Origin of the sequence: Rhodococcus sp. JG-3 (genome assembly GCF_000482405.1) — a bacterium.
Classification (GTDB): Bacteria; Actinomycetota; Actinomycetes; order Mycobacteriales; family Mycobacteriaceae; genus Rhodococcoides; species Rhodococcoides fascians.
Window position 1 is genome coordinate 2855187 of sequence record NZ_KI519398.1, and the last position, 24158, is coordinate 2879344.

A 24158-nucleotide genomic window follows, 5' to 3' on the forward strand; every position below is an offset into this window, starting at 1 on the left:
CAGGGCGAATCCGCGTTCGCGGGGAGACGGCGGTACGGTTTGTCACCGTGAGTACTCCCCGAATCAAAGTTGCCGTCGTCTTCGGTGGCCGCAGCAGTGAGCACGCGGTGTCCTGTGTCTCGGCGGGTAGCGTGCTCGCGAATCTGGACCCCGATACCTACGAGGTTGTCCCGGTGGGGATCACCCCCGACGGTGCCTGGGTGCTCGGCTCCAGTGATCCGGATGCGCTGACGATTCGGGATCGAGTACTGCCGACGGTGGACAAGTCCGGTGCCGCACTCGCGCTGAGCACCGATCCGGGACGCGCAGGCGCGCTGATCGCTCTCGGTGAGGGCGACGCCGGACAGGTCCTGGCTGCGGTCGACGTCGTGTTTCCGGTGCTGCACGGGCCGTACGGCGAGGACGGCACCCTGCAGGGAATGCTCGAACTCGCCGGTGTCCCGTACGTGGGTCCCGGAGTGTTGGCCAGTGCCGCAGGCATGGACAAGGAGTTCACCAAGAAGCTTCTGGGAGCCGACGGACTACCGATCGGCAGGCAGGTCGTGCTGCGACGCGGCACCGATGACCTGACCGAAGCCGAACGCGACCACATCGGTCTCCCTGCCTTCGTCAAGCCCGCGCGAGGCGGATCGTCGATCGGAATCTCGCGCATCACCTCGTGGGATCACCTGCAGTCGGCGATCGGCGTTGCCCGCGAGCACGACCCCAAGGTGATCGTCGAAGGAATGATCCACGGCCGCGAGGTCGAATGCGGCGTACTCGAATTCCCCGACGGCAGCGTGCGCGCCAGCGCGATCGCCGAGATCCGGCTCCCCGACGCGGACAGCGACGATCACGCCTTCTACGACTTCGACACCAAGTACCTCGACGATGTCAGCGAATTCGACATTCCTGCCGCACTCGACGACGACATCAGCGATCGTATTCGCGAACTCGCAGTCTCGGCCTTCCGCGCACTGGACTGCCAAGGATTAGCGCGGGTCGACTTCTTCGTCACCGAGCAAGGCGCGGTGATCAACGAGATCAACACGATGCCCGGATTCACGTCGATCTCGATGTACCCCAAGATGTGGGCCGAGAGCGGAATCGACTACTCGACCCTGATCAGCACCCTGATCGACACCGCTCTCGCACGCGGTACCGGCCTGCGCTGACCCGGCGCTACTGCAACGGTGCCGGGTCGAGGGGCTGCTGGGGTAGTGCTGCCGACACTGCTGACGAGGCATCCTGCAGAGGTGTCGGGCCGGAGTCGCCGGGAATGGTGAGAGCGATGTACGTGCCCCGATCGACGACGAACCACGTGCTGGCGTCGATGCCGTCGTTCTCGCCGGACACCTCGAACCACTGGACGCCGTCGATCACCTGAAGTGGTGCAGCCACATCGAATCCGATAGGGCGAGGCAGCCCGCAGCGAAGCACGACCGGCTCGGCGTTCTCCTCGGCCGATACCCAGGCTCGGACTCCGACAGGTGCCGGGTCGGCCAGGTCGGCGCGGCTGTAGTCGCCCAGCTCGTCGGGCAGCGCATCGAGGAGGGTCGAGCACTGTGCGCTCGCGGCGTCGGGTGCGTCGACCGGCCCCAGCGCTACCGGATCGTGGGCGGGGGAGCTGTTCACCGCTATCGCGGCCACGAGAACTCCCACCACCAACGCGACCGGCAGGGCGATCGCGGTGGCTATGACCGCAGGGTGGCGCTGCTCGCGGGTCTCGTCGGCCGCTGCTGCATTCTCGGACCGGGTGCCGGCGTCGTCGCCGTTGTCTTTGTCGTGGTTGTGGTCGTGGTCGGCAGAATTCATGCGCTACCGAACCGTCGAGGTCGACTGCGGGGCGACGGGACAGGTGAGGGTGCGCGTGATGGCATCGACCTTCTGAATTCGGGAGACGATGTCCGCGATCTCGGTGTCGGATGCGCCGTCGGCCCTGACGATGACGTCGTAGGGTCCGACCACAGCTTCTGCGGATACGACGCCGTCGACCGACTCGATCTGCCGCGCAACGGTCGTGGCACGGCCGACTTCGGTCTGAACGAGAACGAAGGCTTGCACCATCGGTGGTCCCTTTCCTTGCTGGGACGATCGACTGTAAGTTGAGTCGACTGTACGTTGAGTCGGTTGCGTACTCACAGCACGAAACCGGCTGCGCCGGACCGGGCCCGGGCACCGCTAAAGGTACCGCAGGCGCGGTGCCGGTTTCGCGGGAGACCGACGTCCGAATTGCGCTCTGAGGGAGGAACATCATCGACGACACCGGCCCTTCGGGGACCACCGCCGCCGAACCGACGGTGGCCCAGATCGGCGAGTTCGACGTCATCGCCCGGGCCGTCGCCGATCGAGTGCAACCGACGTCGACCATCGTCGGCCCCGGCGACGACGCTGCCGTCGTCAGTGCATCCGACGGCAGGGTGGCCGCCACGACAGATATGTTGGTGCACGGCAGGCACTTTCGGCTCGATTGGTCGACTCCAGTGGAGATCGGCCGGAAGGCGATCGCGCAGAACGGGGCAGACATCGCCGCGATGGGTGGGCAGTGCTCGGCATTCCTGGTTGCTCTCGGCTGCCCGGCGGACACACCGGTGAGCGTGACGGACGGTCTGAACGAGGGCATGTGGCGCGAGGCGTCGGCTGCGGGTTCGGCGATCGTCGGCGGTGATGTGGTGCAATCGGATCAGCTGGTGATCTCGATCACTGCGCTCGGTGACCTACAGGGCAGGGCTCCCGTACTGCGATCGGGTGCGCAGGTCGGTGATGTGATCGCGTTCGCGGGGCGGCTCGGGTGGTCCGCGGCCGGACTCGCTCTGTTGCTCGCAGGCGGCGATCGCTCCGGGCACGACGCGGTTCTCGATGCACACCGCGTGCCCGCCCCGCCGTACCGTGCCGGAATCGAGGCCGCCGAGGCAGGCGCGACATCACTCACCGATGTGTCCGACGGGTTGTCGGCCGACCTGGGGCATATCGCCGACGCATCCGGCGTATCGATGGTTCTGGAACCGGAGCGTCTTCCGATCGCCGACGAAGTCCGTTCGGCTGCAGAGCTGTTGGGGGCAGATCCCCTCGAGTGGGTACTCACCGGCGGCGAGGATCATGCTCTCGTCGGCACGTTCCCCGGCCTCGCTACCGTTCCGACGGGGTGGATCGTGATCGGCCGCGTCGAGCCGGCGTCGAATGCAACCGACGGTGGCGTCACTGTCGCCGGGCACCACCGCGTGGGCAGATCCGGTTGGTCGAGCTTCGACCGAGAGTGAGCTCCGACCGGGTCCATGGAGTCGGCTAAGTTGCAAGGATGGCTATCTACGCGCTCGGCGACCGCGAACCCGATATTCACCCGGACGCCTATGTCCATCCCGATGCAGTCGTCATCGGAGCGGTGACCTTGGCGGCGGGATCGTCGGTGTGGCCGACGGCCGTGCTCCGAGCCGATTACGGCACGATCTCCGTCGGTGCGGGCACCAACATCCAGGACGGGACCGTCATCCACTGCACCCCCATCGACGCGACCGTGATCGGTGCCGGATGCGTTCTCGGTCACAACGCGCATATCGAGGGTGCGACCATCGGCGACAACTGCCTCATTGCATCGGGTTCCGTGGTGCTCAACGGCTCGAGGATCGGGGCCGGTTCCATCGTGGGTGCGGGTGCGGTGGTGCCGTTCAAGTTCGTCGTTCCCGAACGCAGCATGGCGCTCGGTGTTCCCGCGAAAATCCGTGAGGGCTTCGAGGTTCCGGAGGGGCACGTGGACATCAACGTGCAGATGTACTCCGCGAACGCCGCGTACTACCGCGACGCGCTGCGCCGGATCGACCGGTGACGGCCCGCCCGCTCGCCGAGAGCGTAGATCCGGGTTGGGCCCGTGCCTTGGCTCCGGTCGAGACGAATGTTGCTGCGATGGGCGACTTTCTGCGAGCCGAGCTCGCCGCCGGAAAGCACTACCTCCCTGCCGGTGAGAACGTTCTGCGTGCTTTTCGGTACCCGTTCGACCGGGTTCGGGTGCTGATCGTGGGCCAGGACCCGTACCCGACCCCGGGTCATGCAGTGGGGCTGAGCTTTTCGGTCGCCCCCGACGTGCGTCCCGTTCCACGCAGTCTGGCCAACATCTTCAAGGAATATTCGGACGATCTCGGTCTGCCGACGCCCAGCAACGGTGATCTCACGCCGTGGGCGGAGCAGGGTGTGATGCTGCTCAACCGAGTGCTCACGGTCGAGCCGTCCGCAGCGGCGTCGCATCGCAAGAAGGGCTGGGAGGCGGTGACGGAGCAGGCAATTCGTGCTCTTGTTGCCAGAGCCGAGGATCCCCGGGCTCCTGGCCTGGTGGCGATTCTCTGGGGCCGTGACGCGGCGACGCTGAAACCCATGCTGGGATCGGTGCCGTACATCGAGTCGGCCCATCCGTCACCGCTGTCCGCATCACGGGGATTCTTCGGATCCAAGCCCTTCAGTCGCGCCAACGAATTGTTGGTCGAGGGCGGAGACGAACCGATCGACTGGACGTTGCTGTGACCGGCTCAGGAAAAATCGGGGCGACGCTTCTCGACGAATGCGTCGACGCCTTCCACTCCTGCAGGTGAGACTGCGGCCGCCGAGATCGAGGCGGCCTCGGCATCCAATTGCTCTGCCAGAGTTGCGGTGTCGGACGCCGCGAGCAGCTTCTTGATTCCCTGATACGCCGAGGTGGGGCCGACGGCGAGGGTTCGGGCCAGTCGTTCGGCCTCGCTGTCGACGAAGTCGTCGCCCACGAGGCGGCTGAGGATTCCGAGACGCACCGCATCCTCACCGTTGAGAATCGAATCGTTCAGCAGGATGTCCATCGCGTGGCCGGATCCGACGATGCGGGGCAGGGTCCAGGACATTCCACCGTCCGGTGTGAACCCGATGGCGGGGTAGGCCGGTCGAAGCTTGGTGGACGGGCCACCGATCGCGATGTCGGTGAGGCAGACCAGGCTCATGCCGGCACCGGCCGCCCAGCCGTGTACCCCGGCGACGATCGGAACCGTCACTGCTGCCAGTTCGCGAACGAAGGCGTGGAACGCATCGGCAACCGAGCCGACGAAGGCACCGCGATCGTCGGCACCGGCGAAGTCCCGCACGTTGCCGCCGGCGCAGAAGTTCGGCCCGCGGCCGATGAGCAGGACGCTTCCTACAGATGTGACACCGGTGTTCACCTCGTGCAGTGCCTGCGTTCCCGAGGTGATGCCGTCCAGGTCGAGAGAGGAACCGCCCGCCTCGGTGGCGACGACGATGTGCAGCACTCCGTCTTCGATGCTGACCTTGCTCGAGCTTTCGCTGTCCGAATGAGTCACGTTCGGCACTCTATCGGACGTCCAACTGTTTGCCCGAATGCGCAGGAACATCGACAGACAACTGTGCCCCGCATCCGAGTGGATGCGGGGCACAGTTCTCGCACGCGGTCGAGGCCGTGGAGGAAATCGAAGAGCGGGGCCGAAATCAGCCCCGAACCACCTTGCCTGCCTTCAAGCAGGAGGTGCACACGTTCATGCGCTTGGAGTTGCCAGGCGCAACCTGAGCGTGAACGGTCTGAATGTTCGGGTTCCAACGACGGTTGGTCCGTCGGTGCGAGTGCGAGACCGACTTACCGAAGCCGGGCCCCTTGGCGCATACGTCGCAGACGGCAGCCATAGTCGCGAACTCCTTGTTAGATGTTGAGCGTTACATGTGGTCGAAGACATCGAAACGAACTACGAGCAGATGCAAGGATTGCAATGCGTGAAGATCGCCTCGAGGCAACCCTGCAAGAATAGCGGCGTCCCACCCAATCACCAAACCGCCACCGCAGACGAGGTGTACCGGCTCACGCGCGCCGCGCTGACGATTCTGCCCGACTAAGCTTCGGGCACTGTCCGCGGCCGACATCGTCGGGCCCGGGCGCAGGTACGGACGGAACGCAGGGGAGGCGCTCGAGGTGGTCGACGTACTCGAATCCATCGATGCCTCGGACCTGCGCCGGTGGGCCTATCGCTGTGTGGATTCCCTCACTGCTCGGTGCGACGAGATCGACGCACTGAACGTCTTCCCGATTCCGGACTCCGATACCGGCACCAACCTGATGTTCACGTTCCGGGCTGCGGTCGAGTCCATGCGCAGTGCCGGGCCGGCCGCAGGCGCGGGTGCGATCGGACGGGCTCTGGCGGTGGGAGCCGTATCGGGCGCGCGAGGAAATTCCGGGGTCATCGTCTCGCAACTCCTGCGCGCCGTGGGTGAGGCCGCAGCCGACGGTCCGCTGGACACCGTGTCGATCCAGGCCATGTTGCGGCGTGCACGAGTTCTGGTGGCGGGCGCGGTCAGTGTCCCCGCCGAGGGCACCATGCTCACGGTGCTCGAAGCCGCTGCCCACGAGGCCGCTGCCCACGACGCGAACGTCGATCTGGCCACGCTGGTGGTCGATATCGCCGAGGCCACCGCTCGCGCTCTCGATCGCACGACGGACCAACTCGCACCGTTGCGAGAGGCGGGCGTCGTGGATGCGGGGGCGCTGGGGTTGTCGGTGATCTTCGACGCGTTGGTCGAAGTCGTGACGGGCCGCACCCCGCCGAGGCGACGCTATCGCCGTCCTCAGGACCACGAACGGGTGATCGAAGTCGGTGTTTCGAACGCACCCGGAGCCTCCGACGGGGCGGCGGCTCGTTCGCAGTCCCGGCCGCTCGGCTACGAGGTTCTCTACGTCGTCCCCGGCATCGACGACACCCGCGCGGCAGCGCTGCGTGCAGCGCTGTCGGACCTCGGCGATTCGGTCGTGGTTGCCGGAGACGGCTCCGGGGCGTACTCCGCTCATGTGCACACCACCGACCCGGGCGGTGCCGTCGAGTGCGGGATCGCGGCGGGAAATATTCGAGGAGTGCGCATCTCGTGTTTCGGACTGGCCGAGTACTCCGTCGACGCGAACGTCGGTGAGCACGAGCCCGAGGCTATGTCGGTGGGTCGCGATATTTTGGCCCTGGTCGCCGGTGACGGTGCCGCGGCTCTCTACGTACAGGAAGGTGCGACGGTGGTGCGATGCGACGAGCCCATCGATTCGTCGGTGTTGCATCGCGCCATCGTGGGCATGAAGCACCGCGAGGTTCTGGTGCTGCCGAACGGGGCGCTGTCCGCTCAGGAGCTCGTTGCCGTCGGTGCTGCGGCCAGGGCCGACGGTAAGGACGTGTCGATGTTGCCGTGCTCGGCGATGGTGCAGGGGTTGGCTGCGCTCGCAGTGCACGACGCGGCCAGAGCAGCCGTCGACGACGCGTTCGCAATGTCCGATGCTGCAGCGGGGACGAGGTGGGGTTCGTTGCGCATCGCCGAGCAACGCTCGCTTACCTGGGTCGGCATGTGCGAGCCGGGTGACTGTCTCGGTCTGGCCGGGCAGGAAGTGGTGATCGTTGCCGAGCATCCGCTCGATGCCGGATGCAGACTGCTGGACCAGCTGTTGGCCACCGGCGGTGAGATGGTGACGGTGTTGCTCGGGGCACTGGCTCCCGCGGATCTCGGAGGTCGGCTCGCCGACTATGTGGCGGGTGCGTATCCCGGCGTCGACGTGGTGGTCTACCCGGGCGGGCAGCCCGGGGATCTCGTGCAATTCGGAGTGGAATAGGGAATCTCGGAACAATGGCAACGCTGGTGGATCGGCTCGACGATGTCCTCGGAGCGGCGGCTGCGGCACCGCTGGCCGAGGTGTTCGGCATCCATACCGTCGAAGACCTGCTGCGGCACTATCCGCATCGCTACATGACGCACGGTTCCGAGCTCGGCGAGAAGGAACCCCCCGAGGGGGAACACATCACCATCGTCGCCACCGTGGAATCGGCCACCCTGCGTTCGATGAAGAACCGCAACGGTCAGTTCCTTGCCGTCACCCTTGCGGCCGACGGGCAGCGGATCGAAGCCACGTTCTTCAGCCCGCACAAGCTCAAACACGTGGTCGTGCCCGGGCGGCGGGGCATGTTCTCGGGCAAGGTCAAGTATTTCGGTCGGCGGTGGAACCTCACCCACCCCAGTTACGTGATCCTCGGGGGTGACGACAACGACGGGGCCATCGTCCCCGCGGGTCGCATCGTCGGCGGTGGCACGCTGGCCGGCCTGGCGCGTGGCTCGGTCGATTCGTCCGGAGCCGTCGACATGTCGGTGTTCGACCGCGCCTTCGTACCCATCTATCCCGCGGCGAAAGATGTCGAGAGCTGGACATTCATGCGCTGCGTTCGGCAGGTACTCGACCAGCTGGACGACGTGGTCGATCCGCTCCCGGAATCGGTGCGCCGCGAGCGTGGCCTCATCGACATAGACGCCGCGCTGCGTTCGGTCCACTTTCCCGATACTGCGGCGGACAAGGACGCCGCCCGGGAACGATTGAAGTTCGACGAGGCATTGGCTGTTCAATTGGTACTCGCGGACCGACGACGCGACGCGTCCGACCGGGTAGCCGCGCGGTGCCCACCGATCACCGACGGCATCGCGGCGGAGTTCGATCGCCGGCTGCCGTTCGAGTTGACGGTCGGTCAGCACCAGGTTGCTGCGGAGATCGCCAACGACCTGTCGGGTCCGCATCCGATGTCGCGTCTGTTGCAGGGCGAGGTCGGCTCGGGTAAGACCATCGTCGCGTTGCGTGCCATGCTGCAGGTGATCGACGCCGGACACCAGTGCGCACTGTTGGCACCGACGGAAGTGCTTGCCTCCCAACATGCGCGATCGATTCGATCGATGCTCGGCACGCTGGCCGCCGGTGGCGAGCTGGGATCGCACGAGCTGGCCACCAAGGTGGCTCTGCTGACGGGGTCGATGTCCACTGCGGCAAAGCGATCGGCCCTGCTCGATGCCGTGACAGGTGATGCCGGGATCGTCATCGGCACCCACGCTCTCATCGAGGATCGGGTCGAGTTTCTCGACCTCGCGATGGTCGTCGTGGACGAGCAGCACAGATTCGGTGTGGAGCAGCGAGATGCCTTGCGCGCGAAGGCTCGTGGAAACACCAGCCCGCATCTCCTCGTGATGACGGCGACACCGATTCCGCGCACGATCGCGATGTCGACACTGGGGGACCTGGAGACGTCGGTACTGACGGAGCTTCCGCGCGGCAGGTCGCCGATCGTCAGCAACGTCGTCCCGGCCAGATCCAAACCGGGATGGGTGGATCGAGCCTGGCAACGGATTCACGAGGAGGTCGCGGCCGGCCGACAGGCCTACGTGGTCTGTTCTCGTATCGGTGACGGCGATGATGCGGACACGGGCAAGAAGAGCGGAGCGGCGAAGAAGGCTGCGCCGAAAGTGGAGGACGGGCCGGAGACGACGGCTGCCGTGGATCTCTACGAGACGCTCTCCGCCGGGCCGATGGCCGATCTGCGTGTGGGGCTGCTGCACGGTCGACTGTCCGGTGACGACAAGGACATCACCATGTCGGAATTCAACGCGGGTGAGATCGACGTGCTCGTCTGCACGACGGTGGTCGAGGTGGGCGTGGATGTACCCAATGCCACGGTCATGGTGATCATGGATGCCGACCGCTTCGGCGTCAGCCAGCTCCACCAGCTGCGTGGGCGAATCGGCCGCGGCGGGCATCAGGGGCTGTGCATCATGATCAGCTGGCTCAGCCCGGGCGGTGGGTCGTTCGCTCGGCTCGAGGCTGTGGCCGCCACCAACGACGGGTTCGAGCTCGCCAAACTGGACCTGGCGACCCGCCGAGAAGGTGACGTGTTGGGAGCCGCGCAGTCGGGCACGGTGACCGGACTTCGGTTGCTCTCGTTCATCGACGACGAGGACATCATTTCCGACGCCCAGGATTGTGCCCGGTCGTTGTTCGCGCGGGACCCGTCTCTGGCCGACAATCCCGGCATCGCGTCGATGATGCGTTCGGCGTGGCGATCCGACAGAATCGACTACCTCGACAAGTCCTGACCCCGTCGCAGTCCGCACTGCACCGTTTCAGTAGCCGAAATTGAACAAAAGTTCCCGCATCGTGGGATCAGTACGCCTCCGGGGCTCTGTCTGCCGGGTAAGTTGAGCCAATGTTCTCCAAAGTTTTGGTTGCCAACCGCGGCGAGATCGCTATCCGCGCCTTCCGTGCGTCCTACGAACTCGGTGCCTCGACGGTGGCGGTGTTCCCGTTCGAGGATCGAAACTCGGTGCACCGAACGAAGGCCGACGAGGCTTATCAGATCGGGGAGAAGGGCCATCCCGTTCGGGCGTATCTCTCGGTCGACGAGATCGTCGCCGCCGCCAAGCGTAGCGGTGCCGATGCTGTGTACCCCGGCTACGGATTCCTTTCCGAGAACCCGGATCTCGCCGCCGCGTGTGTGGAGGCGGGCATCACGTTCGTCGGGCCCTCCGCCGATGTCCTCGAGCTGACCGGTAACAAGGCGCGCGCGATCGCCGCTGCGAAGGCCGCGGGACTACCGGTGTTGGCGTCCTCCGAGCCTTCCGCCGATATCGACGAATTGGTCGCGGCATCCGAATCCATGACTTTCCCGCTGTTCGTCAAGGCCGTGGCGGGTGGCGGTGGTCGCGGAATGCGCCGCGTGGCCGAGCCCGAGCAACTACGCGAGTCCATCGAAGCTGCTGCGCGCGAAGCGGAGTCGGCGTTCGGCGATGCGACCGTGTTCCTCGAGCAGGCAGTGATCGACCCCCGTCATATCGAGGTACAGATTCTTGCCGACGGCCAAGGCAACGTCGTCCATCTCTTCGAGCGCGATTGCAGTGTGCAGCGTCGACACCAGAAGGTGATCGAGTTGGCACCGGCGCCCAACCTTCCTCAGGAATTACGCGAGAAGATCTGCGCCGACGCCGTGGCGTTCGCCAAGCAGATCGGCTATTCCTGCGCCGGTACCGTCGAGTTCCTTCTCGATACCCGCGGCAATCACGTCTTCATCGAGATGAATCCGCGAATTCAGGTGGAGCACACCGTCACCGAAGAAGTGACCGATGTGGACCTGGTGCAGTCGCAGTTGCGTATCGCCTCCGGCGAGACGTTGGCGGACCTGGGATTGCAGCAGGAAAACATCGTGTTGCGCGGTGCAGCGTTGCAATGCCGCATCACCACGGAGGATCCCGCCAACGGATTCCGGCCCGACGTCGGCCGCATCACTGCCTACCGCACCCCGGGCGGTGCCGGCGTGCGCCTCGACGGCGGCACGACGTTGGGTGCCGAGGTCGGTGCCTACTTCGACTCGATGCTCGTCAAGCTCACCTGTCGCGGCCGTGATTTCGACACTGCCGTGGCGCGTGCCCGACGTGCGGTGGCGGAGTTCAGAATTCGCGGTGTCGCGACGAACATCCCGTTCCTGCAGGCGGTTCTGGTCGACCCCGATTTCACCGCAGGACGCGTCACCACCTCCTTCATCGAGGAACGTCCGGAACTGCTGACGTCGCGTTCCTCGGGTGACCGTGGCACCAAGATCCTCACCTACCTGGCCGACGTGACGGTCAACAAGCCGCACGGGGAACGTCCCTCGCCGGTGTACCCGCACGACAAGCTGCCCGAGGTCGACTTCTCGGCTCCCATTCCCGACGGCTCCCGGCAACGGCTGCTGGCCCTCGGGCCGGAGGGGTTCGCCCGCGATCTGCGCAATCAGAAGGCGCTCGGTGTCACCGACACCACGTTCCGTGACGCCCATCAGTCGTTGTTGGCAACGCGTGTACGCACCAGTGGTCTGCTCGGCGTAGCGCCGTACGTGGCGCGAACGACGCCGCAGTTGCTCTCGATCGAGGCCTGGGGAGGGGCGACGTACGACGTGGCGTTGCGCTTCCTGCACGAGGATCCGTGGGAGCGGTTGGCGAGCCTGCGAGAAGCCGTGCCCAACATCGCGATTCAAATGTTGCTGCGCGGCAGGAACACCGTCGGATACACCCCGTACCCGGAGAAGGTCACCCGTAGCTTCGTCGCCGAGGCCACCGACACCGGAATCGACATCTTCCGTATCTTCGATGCGCTCAACAACGTCGATCAGATGCGTCCGGCGATCGATGCAGTGCGCGAAACCGGTACGGCCATCGCAGAAGTGGCCCTGAGCTACACCGGCGACCTGTCGAATCCGAACGAGAACCTGTACACGCTCGACTACTACCTGAAGTTGGCCGAGCAGATCGTCGATGCCGGCGCGCACGTGCTGGCCATCAAGGACATGGCGGGTCTGTTGCGGGCCCCCGCGGCCAAGACGCTGGTGACGGCGTTGCGGTCCAACTTCGACCTGCCGGTGCACGTGCATACCCACGACACTCCCGGCGGACAGCTCGCTACCTACCTCGCGGCCTGGGAAGCCGGAGCCGACGCGGTCGACGGTGCCTGTGCTGCGATGGCAGGAACCACCAGTCAGCCCGCGCTGTCGGCGATCGTCGCCGCGGCTGCACACACCGAGCGCGACACAGGTCTCGACCTGCAGGCCGTCTGCGATCTCGAGCCGTACTGGGAGGCCGTACGAAAGGTGTACGCGCCCTTCGAGTCCGGGCTGCCGGCACCGACCGGTCGCGTGTACACCCACGAGATTCCGGGCGGCCAGCTGTCGAACCTACGCCAACAGGCTATTTCGCTCGGTCTCGGTGATCGCTTCGAGACGGTCGAAGCCAATTACGCTGCGGCCGACCGCATGTTGGGTCGATTGACCAAGGTGACGCCGAGCTCGAAGGTCGTCGGCGATCTGGCTCTTGCGCTCGTGGGTGCGAATGCGTCCGCCGAGGAATTCGCCGAGGACCCCAGCCGGTACGACATTCCCGATTCCGTTGTCGGGTTCCTACGCGGCGACCTCGGAACACCCGCCGGCGGCTGGCCGGAGCCGCTGCGCACCAAGGCGCTCGAAGGCCGTGGTGCGGGCAAGCCGGTGACGCCGCTGACCGACGAGGACGAGAAGAACCTCGACGGGACGTCGGCGCAACGCCGTACCACTCTCAATCGGTTGCTCTTCCCCGGCCCGACAGCGGAACTCGAAGCTCATCGAGAGAAGTACGGCGACACGACCCGATTGTCGGCCAACCAGTTCTTCTACGGTCTGCGTCAGGGCGAGGAGCATCGAGTCACGCTCGAGAAGGGCGTCGAACTGCTCATCGGACTCGAAGCGATCTCCGACCCGGACGAACGCGGTATGCGCACCGTCATGTGCATCCTGAACGGGCAGCTACGTCCGGTGTCGGTGCGCGATCGGTCCATCGCGAGCGAAGCACCCACGGTCGAGAAGGCAGACCGCTCCAACTCCGGACACATTCCGGCTCCGTTCGCCGGGGTGGTCACCCTGGCGGTCGAGGAGGGCCAGAAGATCTCGGCAGGCGACACCATTGCCACGATCGAAGCGATGAAGATGGAGGCAGCGATCACCGCACCGCGGGGCGGCTCGGTCACTCGTCTGGCGATCTCGGGCGTTCAGCAGGTGGAGGGCGGCGATCTGCTCGTCGTCATCGGTGGGGGGTCGACGGGCGAAGAGGCCGGGAGCGAATGACCCGGATCGTCGCGGGCGTTGCCGGGGGTCGCCGACTGGCGGTCCCCGGCCAAGGCACCCGGCCCACGTCGGAGCGGGTTCGAGAGGCACTGTTCAGTGCGCTCGAAAGTCGGATGGAGCTCGACGGGGCCGCGGTGTTGGATCTGTTCGCAGGGTCGGGTGCGCTCGGACTCGAAGCACTCTCACGTGGGGCCGCGTCGGCGGTGCTGGTCGAATCCGACGCACGGGCCGCCGCGGTAGTGCGCAAGAACATCGAATCGGTCGGGCTGACCGGAGCTTCGGTCAAGTGCGCGCCGGTGGCCTCGGTCCTGGCCGGCACCGCCGACGCGGCCTACGACCTGGTGTTGGCAGATCCGCCGTACGCCGTCACGGATACCGCCGTGGCCGGCCTCCTCGAGCGGCTCGTGAGCGGGGGATGGCTCTCGGTCGACGCGGTGGTCGTGCTCGAACGGTCGTCGCGTTCGCCGGAGACCGTATGGCCGACCGGGCTCGTGCCGGAGAAGTCGAAGAAGTACGGCGAGAGTCGAATCGAGATCGCAATCCGGTCAGGAGTGGAGCCTGCGGAATGACCGGGTTGGGTCAGGAGTGGAGCCTGCGGAATGACCGAAGTGGTCAGGAGTGGAGCCAGCGGAATGAGCTGGCTGAGCTGATAGGTTCGCGGGCATGACTGGCGCACTGTGTCCTGGATCCTTCGACCCGGTGACCATCGGTCACCTGGATATCTTCGAGCGCGCGGCGGCCGCCTTCGACGAGGTGGTGGTGACGGTGATGGTGAACAAGAGCAAGAAGGGCATGTTCAGCGTCGAGGAGCGGATCGAGATGCTCGAGGTCGCGACCGAGCATCTGCCTAACGTTCGGGTCGGTTCGTGGTATGGCCTGCTGGTCGATTACGCACGGCAAGAGGGCTTTTCGGCGATCGTGAAGGGTCTTCGGAGTGCTGTCGACTTCGATTACGAGTTGCAGATGGCGCAGATGAACCGGACGCTGACCGGAGTGGACACGGTGTTCCTCCCTGCGAATCCGGCGCACAGTTTTCTGTCGAGCTCGTTGGTCAAGGAGGTGGCCACGTTCGGGGGAGACGTCACCGGTATGTTGCCGCCGTTCGTGCAGGACCGGTTGATGTCGCGTATCGCCGAGCGTGCCGCCCAGTAGTTCGACGGCGCAGTAGTTCGATGGCGCAGTAGTTCGATGGCGCAATAGTTCGAAAGGGCGACACACCGGGTGGGTATAGCGCAGACCGGCGTATCGGCGGGCAGACTGAACAGCGAAGAACTGTGGGTGTCGTCTGCGGAGCAGATGCGTTCGCGGTGGCAGATTCGACGATTGGGGTAACCGGTGTACCGCGTATTCGAGGCGCTCGACGAGCTCGTCGCCATTGTCGAGGAGGCGCGCGGCGTTCCGATGACTGCCGGGTGCGTCGTCCCTCGCGGCGATGTCCTGGAACTGCTCGACGACGTCCGTGACGCCATCCCCGGCGAGCTCGACGATGCGCAGGACGTGTTGGATCATCGCGACAAGCTGGTGGGTGATGCGCGGGCGACGGCGGAGAAGACCGTCACCAGTGCGAACGCCGAAGCTCAGGACACGGTGGAGAACGCACGCGACTCGGCGGACCGCATTCTCGCCGACGCCAAAGCACAGGCCGATCGCATGGTGTCCGAAGCGTCGGCGCATGCCGATCAGCTCGTGGCCGATGCCGAAGCCGAGGCCGAGCGAACGGTTCTCGAAGGCCAGCGTGAGTACGAGGCGCTGACCGTTCGCGCTCGCACCGAGGCCGATCGGATGATCGAGTCCGGTACGGCGTCGTACGAGCGGTCGGTCGCAGACGGCACCGCCGAACAGAACCGGCTCGTCTCGGAGACGGAGGTCGTTCAGGCGGCCCACGCCGAGTCGGCTCGGGTGATCGACAGCGCACACGCCGAATCCGATCGGATGCGCAGCGAGTGCGACGTCTACGTCGACACCAAGCTTGCAGAGTTCGAGGAGTTCCTCAGCGGCACCATTCGGTCGGTGGGTCGCGGTCGGCAGCAGTTGCGCACCGGCTCGGGCGTCCCGGACTACGGCAACGAACCGTACGGTGACACCTCCTACGGAAGTGCAGACCAGGGACGTCGTAGTCGGCACTGACCCGTCACGATTTGCTCACGTATGCGCAGATGCGTATCGTTGTGTGGTTGCTTACCGACAGTAGGCACACCGACAGTAAGGAAGATCAGCCGTGCCCCCGCCCAAGAGAACGACGCGTCCCGAACTGGACGCAGGATTCGTTCTGGACATTCTCAACCTCGGTCGTCGACCCGGGTCGACGAAAACCATCGAGCGGACGGTTCCGGCTCCTTCCCGAATCGGCCTCGATGCCATCGCCATCGAAGCCGGTGTACCGGTTTCGCTCGATCTGCAGTTGCAGGCGGTATCCGAGGGCGTTCTCGTCACCGGTTCCGTGCGAGCTGCCACGGCCGGTGAGTGCACGCGCTGCCTCGACCCGGTCACTGGCAATGTCGACGTCTACCTCACCGAGCTGTTCGCTTACCCGAACAGCATCACCGAGGAGACCACGGATGCGGACGAGATTCACCGTATCGTCGACGACCTGATAGATCTCGAACCCGTCATCGTCGACGCGGTCGGTCTGGAGCTTCCACTCCACCCCGTCTGCAGTGACGAGTGCGAGGGATTGTGCCCAGAATGCGGCGTTCGCCTGGCGATTGCTGAATCCGGCCACAGTCACGATACAATTGATCCTCGCTGGGCTGGACTTGCAGCCAAATTTGGCGTGGATCCAGAACCGAGCACAGAACTTGTGAACAACGAAGCCGAGGAGAAGTAAGTGGCTGTCCCGAAGCGCAAAATGTCGCGTTCCAACACGAGGTCGCGTCGTGCACAGTGGAAAACCACTGCGCCCACCCTCGTGACGTGCCCCAACCGTGGTTGCGGCGAGAAGACGCTGCCCCACATCGCGTGCCCTTCGTGCGGTACCTACAAGGGCCGCCAGGTCGTCGCAGCGGTCTGATTCCCGCTCAGGTGACAAACGAAGTAGTGGACCGACACAACGGCGGGCCACAGAACAATAGCTCCACTGCCGTCAGCGGCGGGGACGACCGAGAGTCGCTCCTCGCCGCTATCGGTGTTTCTCTGTCCGAACCCTTGTTGACGCTGGCTCTGACGCACCGGTCGTTCGCCTACGAGCACGGTGGTCTGCCGACCAACGAACGGCTCGAGTTCTTGGGCGACTCCGTGCTCGGCTTGGCGGTCACCGAGCACCTGTACGCGGTGCACCCCACCAAGTCCGAAGGACAGCTGGCAAAGATCAGAGCCAGTGTGGTCAACATGCATGCACTCGCCGAGGTGGCTCGTGATCTCGGTGACGGCGGCCTCGGTCGTCATCTGTTGCTGGGTAAGGGCGAAGAGCAGACCGGCGGGCGCGACAAGCCCAGCATCTTGGCCGACGGTATGGAGTCCTTGCTGGGTGCCATCCACTTGCAACACGGAATCGATGTTGCCCGCACCGTGGTTCTGACACTGTTCGCCGGCTTGCTCGATCGGGCTCCCAAGCTCGGTGCGGGTCTGGATTGGAAGACCAGCCTGCAGGAGTTGACTGCGGAACGTGCACTGGGTGTCCCCGCGTACGAGATCTCGTCCACCGGACCCGACCACGACAAGGAATTCACGGCCACTGTGCTCGTCGGCGGATTCCCGCGCGGCGTCGGGGTGGGCCGGTCGAAGAAGGAAGCCGAGCAGAAGGCTGCCAGCACGGCGTGGAACTCGTTGTCGGACAACGAGACTCCTGTCGTTGCCGACTCCGCATCCGACTCTTCCTGATGCCTGAACTGCCTGAGGTCGAGGTGGTCCGGCTCGGCCTGGAATCTCACGTGGTCGGCAAGACGGTGCGCTCGGTGGAGGTACTGCACCCTCGCGCCGTACGGCGACACGACCTCGGCGGCCTCGATCTGATCGGCCAATTGCAGGGTCAGCGCATCGCCTCGGCCCAGCGGCGTGGCAAGTATCTGTGGCTGGTGATGGAACCCGGAGATTTCGCGACCGTCGTCCACCTGGGTATGAGCGGGCAGATGCTCGTGCAGCCTCCCACTGCCCCGGACGAGAAGCACCTGAGAATTCGAGCTCGCCTGGACGACGGTAGCGACCTCCGCTTCGTCGACCAACGGACCTTCGGCGGTTGGGCACTCGCTCCGATCGTGACGGTGAACGGGACCCAGGTACCCGAACCGGTCGCGCACATCGCCCGCGATCCTATCGACCCACTGTTCGATGCCGAATCGGTGGTGAACGTGTTGCGCGGCAAGCACACCGAGATCAAGCGGGCACTGCTCGACCAGACCGTGCTGTCCGGTGTCGGCAACATATACGCAGACGAAGCGTTGTGGCGCGCGAAGATTCACGGCAATCGAATCGCAGAAACACTGACGCGTCCCGCGCTGCGGCGTCTGCTGACCGGGGTCCACGCGGTGATGGGGGAGGCCCTCGCTCAAGGCGGAACGTCCTTCGATGCGCTGTACGTCAACGTCAACGGGCAGTCCGGCTACTTCGACAGGTCGCTCGATGCCTACGGGCAGGAAGGACTGCCCTGTTCGAGGTGCGGCGCACCGATCCGGCGCGAAAAATTCATGAACCGCTCCTCGTTCAGCTGCCCCACCTGCCAGCCGCGGCCGCGACACCTCCGGACCTGACCGCACAAGGTCATTCCGCAGGCTCCACTCCTGAACCGCCCGCCTAGTATTTCGGTCATGGCAGAACAGAGCACGCCGACCAACCTCTGGGTCGAGCGCACAGGCACACGTCGATACACCGGTCGCAGTTCGCGGGGAGCCGAGGTGCTCATCGGGTCCGAATCTGTCGAGGGTGTTTTCACTCCGGGGGAGCTGCTCAAGATCGCCCTCGCGGCGTGCACGGGCATGAGCTCCGACGTCCCGCTCTCTCGTCGACTCGGTGACGACTACTCCGCCACCGTCGAGGTGTCGGGGGCCGCCGACCGCGAGAACGAGCTCTATCCCGAGTTGAACGAGATCCTTCGAGTCGACCTCAGCGCGATGGACCCCGAGGCGCAGCAACGCCTGCTGACCGTCGTCGAGCGTGCCATCGACAAGGTGTGCACGGTCGGGCGGACCTTGAAGGCCGGAACGACGATCAACCTGGACATCGACGTGGACGCCTGATGAAGTCTCGGGCGATCCTCACCGCGGCGTTGCTCTGCGGCGCGTCGATCGCCGCGGCCCCGGCCGCACAGGCGTCGAGTGCGTGCACTCCGTGGTCTGTCCGCACTGTGGCGTCGGGATTCGGGATGCTCGAGAATCTTGAGTTCGACGGCCGCGGTTCGATGATCGTTTCCGAGACGTCGCCGATCGGACCGGGTGCTCTACGTAGCGTCGCGCCGAACGGAGACCGGGGCACTCTGGTGTCGGGCGTCGAGTCACCCGGCGGCTTGGTGCGGGACGGAGACACCCTGTACTTCACCACCGGAAACAGTGCGGCCGCAGGACTTTTCGATTCCTCGACCGGAACGATCGACGCGCTCGATCTCGATACCGGTGGTCGCTCGACGTACGCGTCGGGCCTGGCGATGCCCAACGGACTGGCGAGATCGGAGACGGGTGATCTCTTCACCACCCGTAATCTGGGTGTCGCTGCAGGCCTGAGCCGGATCGCGACCGATCGCACCGTGTCGACGGTACGTACGGATCTGGGGTCTGCCAACGGGATTGCGATTGCGCGCGGAAAGATCTACGTGGGCAACACGTTCGATGTCGAGCCCGTCGTGTACGTCCTCGACGAGCAGGATCCGTCCGGTTCGGTCTCGCGTGTTCGCGTCGACGGATTCGGACCACTCACCATGTCGGACGACCTGACCGTGGGTGTCGACGGAATGATCTATCTCGCACAGAATCTCGCGGGACGAGTTATTCGCATCGACCCGACGTCGGGGTCGTCGTGTGCCGTGGCGACAGGTGTGCCGCTGACATCCGCGGTCGCGTTCGGCGGGGTGGGATTCGACCCGACGTCGTTGTACGCAACGAGTTTCGACGGATCCGTCCGAGAGTTGAGCCCGGCATGAACGACGAGCGTCTGACGGCGTGGGTGCACGGCCTGGTGCAGGGCGTCGGGTTTCGGTGGTGGACTCGATCGCGTGCTCTCGAACTCGGTCTCGTCGGTCATGCGACCAACCACGCCGACGGACGGGTGCTGGTGATCGCCGAGGGACCGCGCGATCGTCTCGACGCGCTTCTCGAACTGCTACGCGGCGGTGGAACCCCCGGCACGGTGACGCTCGTCGTCGAGAGTTGGGGGTCGGCCCGCGGTGATCTGAGCGGTTTCGTCGAGCGCTGACCTGCACTACCGGAGGCTGGGCGCGCGGGTGGGCACCTGGCCGGTAAAGTACGGACGCTATGTATCTGAAGAGTCTGACGCTCAAGGGCTTCAAGTCCTTCGCTTCGGCGACGACTCTTCGATTCGAGCCCGGTATCACCTGCGTGGTCGGACCGAACGGCTCCGGTAAATCGAATGTCGTGGACGCTCTGACCTGGGTGATGGGCGAGCAGGGTGCCAAAGCCCTGCGCGGCGGCAAGATGGAAGACGTCATCTTCGCGGGAACCTCGGGTCGAGCGCCGCTGGGTCGGGCCGAGGTGACGCTGACGATCGACAACTCCGACGGAGCGCTGCCGATCGACTACTCCGAGGTATCGATCACCCGCCGCATGTTTCGCGATGGTGCGGGCGAGTACGAAATCAACGGAAGCTCCTGCCGTTTGATGGACGTCCAGGAGCTGCTGAGCGACTCCGGTATCGGGCGCGAGATGCACGTGATCGTCGGGCAGGGCCGGCTGGCGGCGATTCTCGAATCCCGCCCAGAGGACCGGCGAGCATTCATCGAGGAAGCTGCCGGCGTTCTCAAGCACCGCAAACGCAAGGAAAAGGCGGTCCGCAAACTCGACGCGATGCAGGCCAATCTCGCGCGACTGACCGATCTGACGACCGAACTGCGTCGGCAACTCAAGCCGTTGGGTCGGCAGGCCGAGGTCGCGCGTCGAGCGCAGACGGTGCAGGCAGACCTGCGCGACGCTCGCCTCCGGCTGGCGGCAGACGATTTGGTGGCCAGGCGAGAAGAATTCGCCAACCAGACGCAGGACGAGGAAGCGGCTCGCGAGCAGTATGCGATGGTGCAGGACGCCCTCGAGGCGGGGACCGTCGCCCTCGCCGAACACGAGCAAGCCGTGGCTCGCCTGACGCCCAGCGCCGAAGCGGCCGGGCAAACGTGGTTTCGCCTCTCTGCGCTGGCCGAACGAGTCAACGCGACTGTTCGCATCGCGCACGAGCGGGCCCGGCACCTCGACTCCGTGCAGAGCGCCGGCCGAGGGCAGGACCCCGACGAGCTGGAGGCACAGGCCGAGCGGGTTGCCGAAGAAGAGATGGAACTCGTCGAAGCCGTGGAGATGGCGCGGGAAACCCTCGAAGCGGCCCGCGAACAGTTGGCCGAACGCGAGTCGGCGGCTGCGGCTGCGGAGCGGGCGCACCTGGCGGCCGTGCGTGCGGTGGCCGATCGTAGGGAGGGCTTTGCGCGCTTGTCCGGGCGAGTCGATACTTTCCGGACCAAGGTCGAATCGATCGACGCCGAGGTGGCACGCCTGTCGGTGGCCATCGACGAGGCCCGTGAACGGGGCGAGGCGGCCCAGCGCGAGTTCGAGAGCGTGCAGGACCAGATCGGTACCCTCGACGCCAGCGAACTGAGCTTGGACACCCACTACGAGCGCGCAGTGGCTGCGCTACGTCATGCCGATGCGCGTGTCTCGGAATTGCAGGCCGAGGAACGCACCGCGGGTAAGCGGGTGGCGTCCTTCGAAGCGAGGATCGAGGCGCTGACGATGGGCCTCGAACGAAAAGACGGTGCCGGCTGGTTGGTGGAGAACGAACAGGACGGACTGTCGGGACTGCTGGCCGGGCACCTGACGGTCGAGCCGGGATACGAGATCGCGGTCGCAGTCGCGATGGGACCGGCGGCCGACGCTGCCCACGCCGAATCCTTCGCCGCTGCCCGCGATGCAGTCCTGGCGCTTCGCGCCGCGGACGGTGGTCGCGCTGCCATCGTGCACAGCAGTTCCGTTGCAGTGCAACCACTCTCGCGCCCCGAACTTCCTGATGGCGCGCGGTGGGTGCTCGATCTCATCGACTACCCGGACCGCCTGGCCGGTGCCATGACGGCATTGCTCGACGGCGTGGTTGCCGTCGACTCGCTCGACACCGCGCACCGACTCGTCTCCGGCAACGGCCGACTGCGCGCGGTGACCAAGGACGGCGACGTCGTCGAACCCGGGTGGGTGACCGGAGGATCGGACCGACGGCCCAGCACGCTCGAAGTGCAATCCGCCATCGACACCTCGACCGTCGAGCTGGCTGCGGCCGTGCGCCGGGCCGAGGAACTCGATGCAGCGCTCTCCGGTGCACTCGCGGAACAGCGCGACCGACGTGAATCGGCGGAGCAGGCTCTGGCTGCCCTCAACGAATCCGATGCCGCAATGGCAGCTGTGTACGAGCAGCTGGGCAGGCTCGGTCAATTGGCGCGGTCTGCTCATGCCGAATCGGCACGGTTGACGACGCAGCGTGATTCGGCCGAGACGAGTCGCGAGGAAGCGGTCGCTCGGCTGGCCGAGCTGGAAGACAGCCTGCGATCTGCCGAGGACGAACAATCCGGGTTCGTGGGAGACGGTGAGAGCGGCGACGCGGCCACCACGATGGAGCGTGAAATGGCGGCGGCCGCACTCACCGAGGTTCGCGCCGTGGAAGTCGAAGCTCGGCTGAACGTGCGCACCGCGGAGGAGCGTGCGCAGTCGGTCCGGGGACGGGCAGATTCGCTACGCCGGGCGGCGCGAGCCGAGCGGGAGGCCAGAGCCAGGGCCGAGAGGGAGAGCGCGGCTCGGCGTCATGCTGCCGCGGTCGCTGCCGCAGTGGCGGAGTCGGGTGAAGAGCTCGCGACTCGTCTCGGGGCGGTCGTCGCTGCTGCCGCACGGCGGCGCGACGAGCTCTCGGCCGAACGGACAACGCGCACAGCCGAACTCGACACGGTCAAGGAGCAGGTTCGGGCACTGCAGGGACAGTTGGCCTCGATCACCGACGCGGTGCACCGCGACGAGGTGGCGCGTGCCCAGGCCGCCCTGCGCATCGAGCAACTCGAGACGACCATTCTCGAACAGCACGGGATCGGTCTCGACGACTTGGTAGCGGAATACGGCCCCGACGTCCCGCTGCCTCCGACCGAACTCGAAATGGCCGAGTACGAGGCGGCCAAGGAACGCGGTGAGCAGGTGGTGGCACCCGCCCCGATGCCGTTCGACCGCGCCACTCAGCAGGCGCGTGTCAAACGCGCCGAACGGGATCTGGCCACGCTCGGCAAGGTGAACCCGCTGGCTCTGGAAGAGTTCGCGGCACTGGAAGAGCGATACAACTTTCTGTCCACCCAGCTCGAGGACGTCAAGTCCGCGCGCAAGGACCTGCTCGGGGTCGTCGCCGACGTGGACGACCGCATCCTGCAGGTGTTCACCGAGGCCTGGCTGGACGTCGAGCGTGAATTCACCGGTGTCTTCGCCAAACTGTTCCCCGGTGGCGAGGGACGGCTGATTCTGACCGACCCGTCGGACATGCTCACCACCGGAATCGAAGTGGAAGCACGGCCGCCCGGCAAGAAGGTCAAGCGGCTGTCGCTGCTGTCCGGCGGCGAGAAGTCACTGACGGCCGTTGCGATGCTCGTGGCGATCTTCCGTGCTCGACCGTCGCCGTTCTACGTGATGGACGAGGTCGAAGCAGCGCTGGACGACACCAACCTGCGGCGACTCATCGGTTTGTTCGAGCAACTCCGCGAGAAGTCGCAACTGATCGTCATCACGCACCAGAAGCCGACGATGGAAGTGGCCGACGCCCTCTACGGCGTCAGTATGCGCGGCGACGGCATCACCACCGTCATCTCGCAGCGGCTCAATCGCGAGCGTGTCGCCGTCGATACAGTCGAACCCGCCGAACCGGACGTGTCGGTGCCCAGCGACACCGATACCGCGACGTGAGGTTGCGCTACTTCTCGGGGTAGAGCTGCTCGGCGTAGGAGGGCCCGTAGTACTCGCGGAGTTCTTCCACCGTTTCGGGTGCCTGCGGAATCAACGCTTTCGTCAAGGACGCGACATCGGGAATGGAGTCCGCATCCCACGTGTCCGGCTGCCACAACTTGGACCGCATGAATGCCTTGGCGCAGTGGTGGAACACCTGCTCGATGTCGACGACGAGGCACATGATGGGTCGGTGGCCCTTGACCTGTAGTTCGTCGAAGAACGGTGCGTCGGTCACCAGCGACGCGCGACCGTTGATGCGCAGGGTGTCGCCGCGCCCCGGCACGAAGAAGTTCAGGCCGACGAACGGATTCTCGACAATGTTGCGGTAGCCGTCCATTCGACGATTACCGGGCCGTTCGGCCAGTGCGATCGTGGCCTCGTCGATGACGTGGACCAGGCTGCCAGGCGGATCACCCTTGGGGGAGACGTCGCACCGCCCGCTCGCGTCCGAGGTTCCCATCAGGCAGAAAGGCGAGGCCGCGAGCCATTGCGCGTCGAGTGGATGCAGGGTCCGGCGATCCTTGTTGGCCGCCCGAAAGCTGGGTTCGCCGAACATGGCGGTCAGTTGGTCGGCGTCGCGCACCGCGGTCCACGTCATGGCGACGATGCTATCGACACGACCCGGACGGCGGACAGTCCATTTCGGCGATGCACC

Annotated in this window: 23 protein-coding genes; 18 read left to right on the forward strand and 5 right to left on the reverse strand. The window is 65.6% G+C overall.

The genetic code is table 11. The features are described from left to right. Positions 1-47 precede the first annotated feature (47 nt). Positions 48-1154 (forward strand): D-alanine--D-alanine ligase family protein, encoded by a 1107-nt coding sequence (locus K414_RS0114915; RefSeq protein ID WP_027496660.1) that lies wholly within the window; start codon positions 48-50, stop codon positions 1152-1154. 7 nt (positions 1155-1161) lie between these two features. Here the strand turns inward: K414_RS0114915 and K414_RS0114920 are convergent, their stop codons facing one another. Further along, positions 1162-1794, reverse strand: coding sequence for a DUF3515 domain-containing protein (locus tag K414_RS0114920; RefSeq protein WP_027496661.1), 633 nt, complete (start codon positions 1792-1794; stop codon positions 1162-1164). A gap of 3 nt (positions 1795-1797) precedes the next feature. Beyond that, the gene (locus tag K414_RS27085) at positions 1798-2046 is read right to left on the reverse strand and encodes an Lrp/AsnC ligand binding domain-containing protein (RefSeq protein WP_032366384.1); all 249 of its coding nucleotides are present in this window, start codon (positions 2044-2046) and stop codon (positions 1798-1800) included. Between the two features lie 188 nt (positions 2047-2234). Between K414_RS27085 and K414_RS0114930 the strand changes: the two genes are divergently transcribed. The 3 genes from K414_RS0114930 to K414_RS0114940 are packed head-to-tail and all read left to right on the forward strand — an operon-like array spanning position 2235 to position 4491. Beyond that, positions 2235-3239, forward strand: a complete 1005-nt coding sequence (locus K414_RS0114930; RefSeq protein WP_343294196.1) for a thiamine-phosphate kinase — start codon at positions 2235-2237, stop codon at positions 3237-3239. A gap of 38 nt (positions 3240-3277) precedes the next feature. Continuing rightward, on the forward strand, positions 3278-3802 hold the full coding sequence (locus K414_RS0114935; RefSeq protein WP_027496663.1) for a gamma carbonic anhydrase family protein: 525 nt from the start codon (positions 3278-3280) through the stop codon (positions 3800-3802). Beyond that, positions 3799-4491: a uracil-DNA glycosylase gene (locus K414_RS0114940; protein WP_027496664.1), complete on the forward strand. Its 693-nt coding sequence runs from the start codon at positions 3799-3801 to the stop codon at positions 4489-4491. The genes K414_RS0114935 and K414_RS0114940 overlap by 4 nt, the downstream gene beginning before the upstream one ends. Positions 4492-4496: 5 nt before the next feature. Here the strand turns inward: K414_RS0114940 and K414_RS0114945 are convergent, their stop codons facing one another. After that, the gene (locus K414_RS0114945) at positions 4497-5291 is read right to left on the reverse strand and encodes an enoyl-CoA hydratase-related protein (protein ID WP_027496665.1); all 795 of its coding nucleotides are present in this window, start codon (positions 5289-5291) and stop codon (positions 4497-4499) included. 145 nt (positions 5292-5436) lie between these two features. Beyond that, on the reverse strand, positions 5437-5628 hold the full coding sequence (rpmB, locus tag K414_RS28585) for a 50S ribosomal protein L28 (RefSeq protein ID WP_008717389.1): 192 nt from the start codon (positions 5626-5628) through the stop codon (positions 5437-5439). 283 nt (positions 5629-5911) lie between these two features. Between rpmB and K414_RS0114955 the strand changes: the two genes are divergently transcribed. From K414_RS0114955 to smc, 14 genes are all read left to right on the forward strand, one after another. After that, complete coding sequence (locus K414_RS0114955) at positions 5912-7579, forward strand: DAK2 domain-containing protein (RefSeq protein WP_027496666.1); 1668 nt, start codon at positions 5912-5914, stop codon at positions 7577-7579. A gap of 14 nt (positions 7580-7593) precedes the next feature. Beyond that, positions 7594-9873: an ATP-dependent DNA helicase RecG gene (gene recG, locus K414_RS0114960; RefSeq protein WP_027496667.1), complete on the forward strand. Its 2280-nt coding sequence runs from the start codon at positions 7594-7596 to the stop codon at positions 9871-9873. A gap of 110 nt (positions 9874-9983) precedes the next feature. Then, a complete protein-coding gene (locus K414_RS0114965) occupies positions 9984-13400 on the forward strand; it encodes a pyruvate carboxylase (RefSeq protein WP_027496668.1) in 3417 nt (1138 codons plus the stop codon). Continuing rightward, positions 13397-13969, forward strand: coding sequence for a 16S rRNA (guanine(966)-N(2))-methyltransferase RsmD (gene rsmD, locus K414_RS0114970; protein ID WP_027496669.1), 573 nt, complete (start codon positions 13397-13399; stop codon positions 13967-13969). The genes K414_RS0114965 and rsmD overlap by 4 nt, the downstream gene beginning before the upstream one ends. A 94-nt stretch (positions 13970-14063) precedes the next feature. Then, complete coding sequence (gene coaD, locus K414_RS0114975) at positions 14064-14552, forward strand: pantetheine-phosphate adenylyltransferase (protein WP_027496670.1); 489 nt, start codon at positions 14064-14066, stop codon at positions 14550-14552. Positions 14553-14735: 183 nt separating this feature from the next. Next, complete coding sequence (locus tag K414_RS27090; RefSeq protein ID WP_045841865.1) at positions 14736-15527, forward strand: DivIVA domain-containing protein; 792 nt, start codon at positions 14736-14738, stop codon at positions 15525-15527. Between the two features lie 91 nt (positions 15528-15618). Continuing rightward, a complete protein-coding gene (locus K414_RS0114990; RefSeq protein ID WP_027496671.1) occupies positions 15619-16227 on the forward strand; it encodes a DUF177 domain-containing protein in 609 nt (202 codons plus the stop codon). Beyond that, positions 16228-16410 (forward strand): 50S ribosomal protein L32, encoded by a 183-nt coding sequence (gene rpmF / locus K414_RS28590; protein WP_032397784.1) that lies wholly within the window; start codon positions 16228-16230, stop codon positions 16408-16410. A gap of 11 nt (positions 16411-16421) precedes the next feature. Further along, positions 16422-17219: a ribonuclease III gene (rnc, locus tag K414_RS0114995; RefSeq protein ID WP_230591199.1), complete on the forward strand. Its 798-nt coding sequence runs from the start codon at positions 16422-16424 to the stop codon at positions 17217-17219. Continuing rightward, positions 17219-18085, forward strand: a complete 867-nt coding sequence (mutM, locus tag K414_RS0115000) for a bifunctional DNA-formamidopyrimidine glycosylase/DNA-(apurinic or apyrimidinic site) lyase (protein ID WP_027496673.1) — start codon at positions 17219-17221, stop codon at positions 18083-18085. The genes rnc and mutM overlap by 1 nt, the downstream gene beginning before the upstream one ends. A 57-nt stretch (positions 18086-18142) precedes the next feature. Next, the gene (locus tag K414_RS0115005) at positions 18143-18571 is read left to right on the forward strand and encodes an OsmC family protein (RefSeq protein WP_027496674.1); all 429 of its coding nucleotides are present in this window, start codon (positions 18143-18145) and stop codon (positions 18569-18571) included. Beyond that, positions 18571-19467: an SMP-30/gluconolactonase/LRE family protein gene (locus K414_RS0115010; RefSeq protein ID WP_027496675.1), complete on the forward strand. Its 897-nt coding sequence runs from the start codon at positions 18571-18573 to the stop codon at positions 19465-19467. Before K414_RS0115005 ends, K414_RS0115010 begins: the two co-directional genes overlap by 1 nt. Beyond that, the gene (locus tag K414_RS0115015) at positions 19464-19739 is read left to right on the forward strand and encodes an acylphosphatase (RefSeq protein WP_027496676.1); all 276 of its coding nucleotides are present in this window, start codon (positions 19464-19466) and stop codon (positions 19737-19739) included. The genes K414_RS0115010 and K414_RS0115015 overlap by 4 nt, the downstream gene beginning before the upstream one ends. A 59-nt stretch (positions 19740-19798) precedes the next feature. After that, on the forward strand, positions 19799-23461 hold the full coding sequence (smc, locus tag K414_RS0115020) for a chromosome segregation protein SMC (protein WP_027496677.1): 3663 nt from the start codon (positions 19799-19801) through the stop codon (positions 23459-23461). A gap of 7 nt (positions 23462-23468) precedes the next feature. On the opposite strand, the gene K414_RS0115025 is transcribed toward smc, so the two are convergent. Further along, complete coding sequence (locus K414_RS0115025; protein WP_027496678.1) at positions 23469-24101, reverse strand: MSMEG_1061 family FMN-dependent PPOX-type flavoprotein; 633 nt, start codon at positions 24099-24101, stop codon at positions 23469-23471. Between the last annotated feature and the right edge of the window lie 57 nt (positions 24102-24158).

Coding starts and splice junctions, on each gene's coding strand:
- K414_RS0114920 (WP_027496661.1), bottom strand. CDS start 1,794: ATGAATTCTGCCGACCACGACCACAACCACGACAAAGACAACGGCGAC.
- K414_RS27085 (WP_032366384.1), bottom strand. CDS start 2,046: ATGGTGCAAGCCTTCGTTCTCGTTCAGACCGAAGTCGGCCGTGCCACG.
- K414_RS0114935 (WP_027496663.1), top strand. CDS start 3,278: ATGGCTATCTACGCGCTCGGCGACCGCGAACCCGATATTCACCCGGAC.
- rpmB (WP_008717389.1), bottom strand. CDS start 5,628: ATGGCTGCCGTCTGCGACGTATGCGCCAAGGGGCCCGGCTTCGGTAAG.
- recG (WP_027496667.1), top strand. CDS start 7,594: ATGGCAACGCTGGTGGATCGGCTCGACGATGTCCTCGGAGCGGCGGCT.
- K414_RS0114965 (WP_027496668.1), top strand. CDS start 9,984: ATGTTCTCCAAAGTTTTGGTTGCCAACCGCGGCGAGATCGCTATCCGC.
- rsmD (WP_027496669.1), top strand. CDS start 13,397: ATGACCCGGATCGTCGCGGGCGTTGCCGGGGGTCGCCGACTGGCGGTC.
- coaD (WP_027496670.1), top strand. CDS start 14,064: ATGACTGGCGCACTGTGTCCTGGATCCTTCGACCCGGTGACCATCGGT.
- mutM (WP_027496673.1), top strand. CDS start 17,219: ATGCCTGAACTGCCTGAGGTCGAGGTGGTCCGGCTCGGCCTGGAATCT.
- K414_RS0115005 (WP_027496674.1), top strand. CDS start 18,143: ATGGCAGAACAGAGCACGCCGACCAACCTCTGGGTCGAGCGCACAGGC.
- K414_RS0115010 (WP_027496675.1), top strand. CDS start 18,571: ATGAAGTCTCGGGCGATCCTCACCGCGGCGTTGCTCTGCGGCGCGTCG.
- K414_RS0115015 (WP_027496676.1), top strand. CDS start 19,464: ATGAACGACGAGCGTCTGACGGCGTGGGTGCACGGCCTGGTGCAGGGC.
- smc (WP_027496677.1), top strand. CDS start 19,799: ATGTATCTGAAGAGTCTGACGCTCAAGGGCTTCAAGTCCTTCGCTTCG.
- K414_RS0115025 (WP_027496678.1), bottom strand. CDS start 24,101: ATGACGTGGACCGCGGTGCGCGACGCCGACCAACTGACCGCCATGTTC.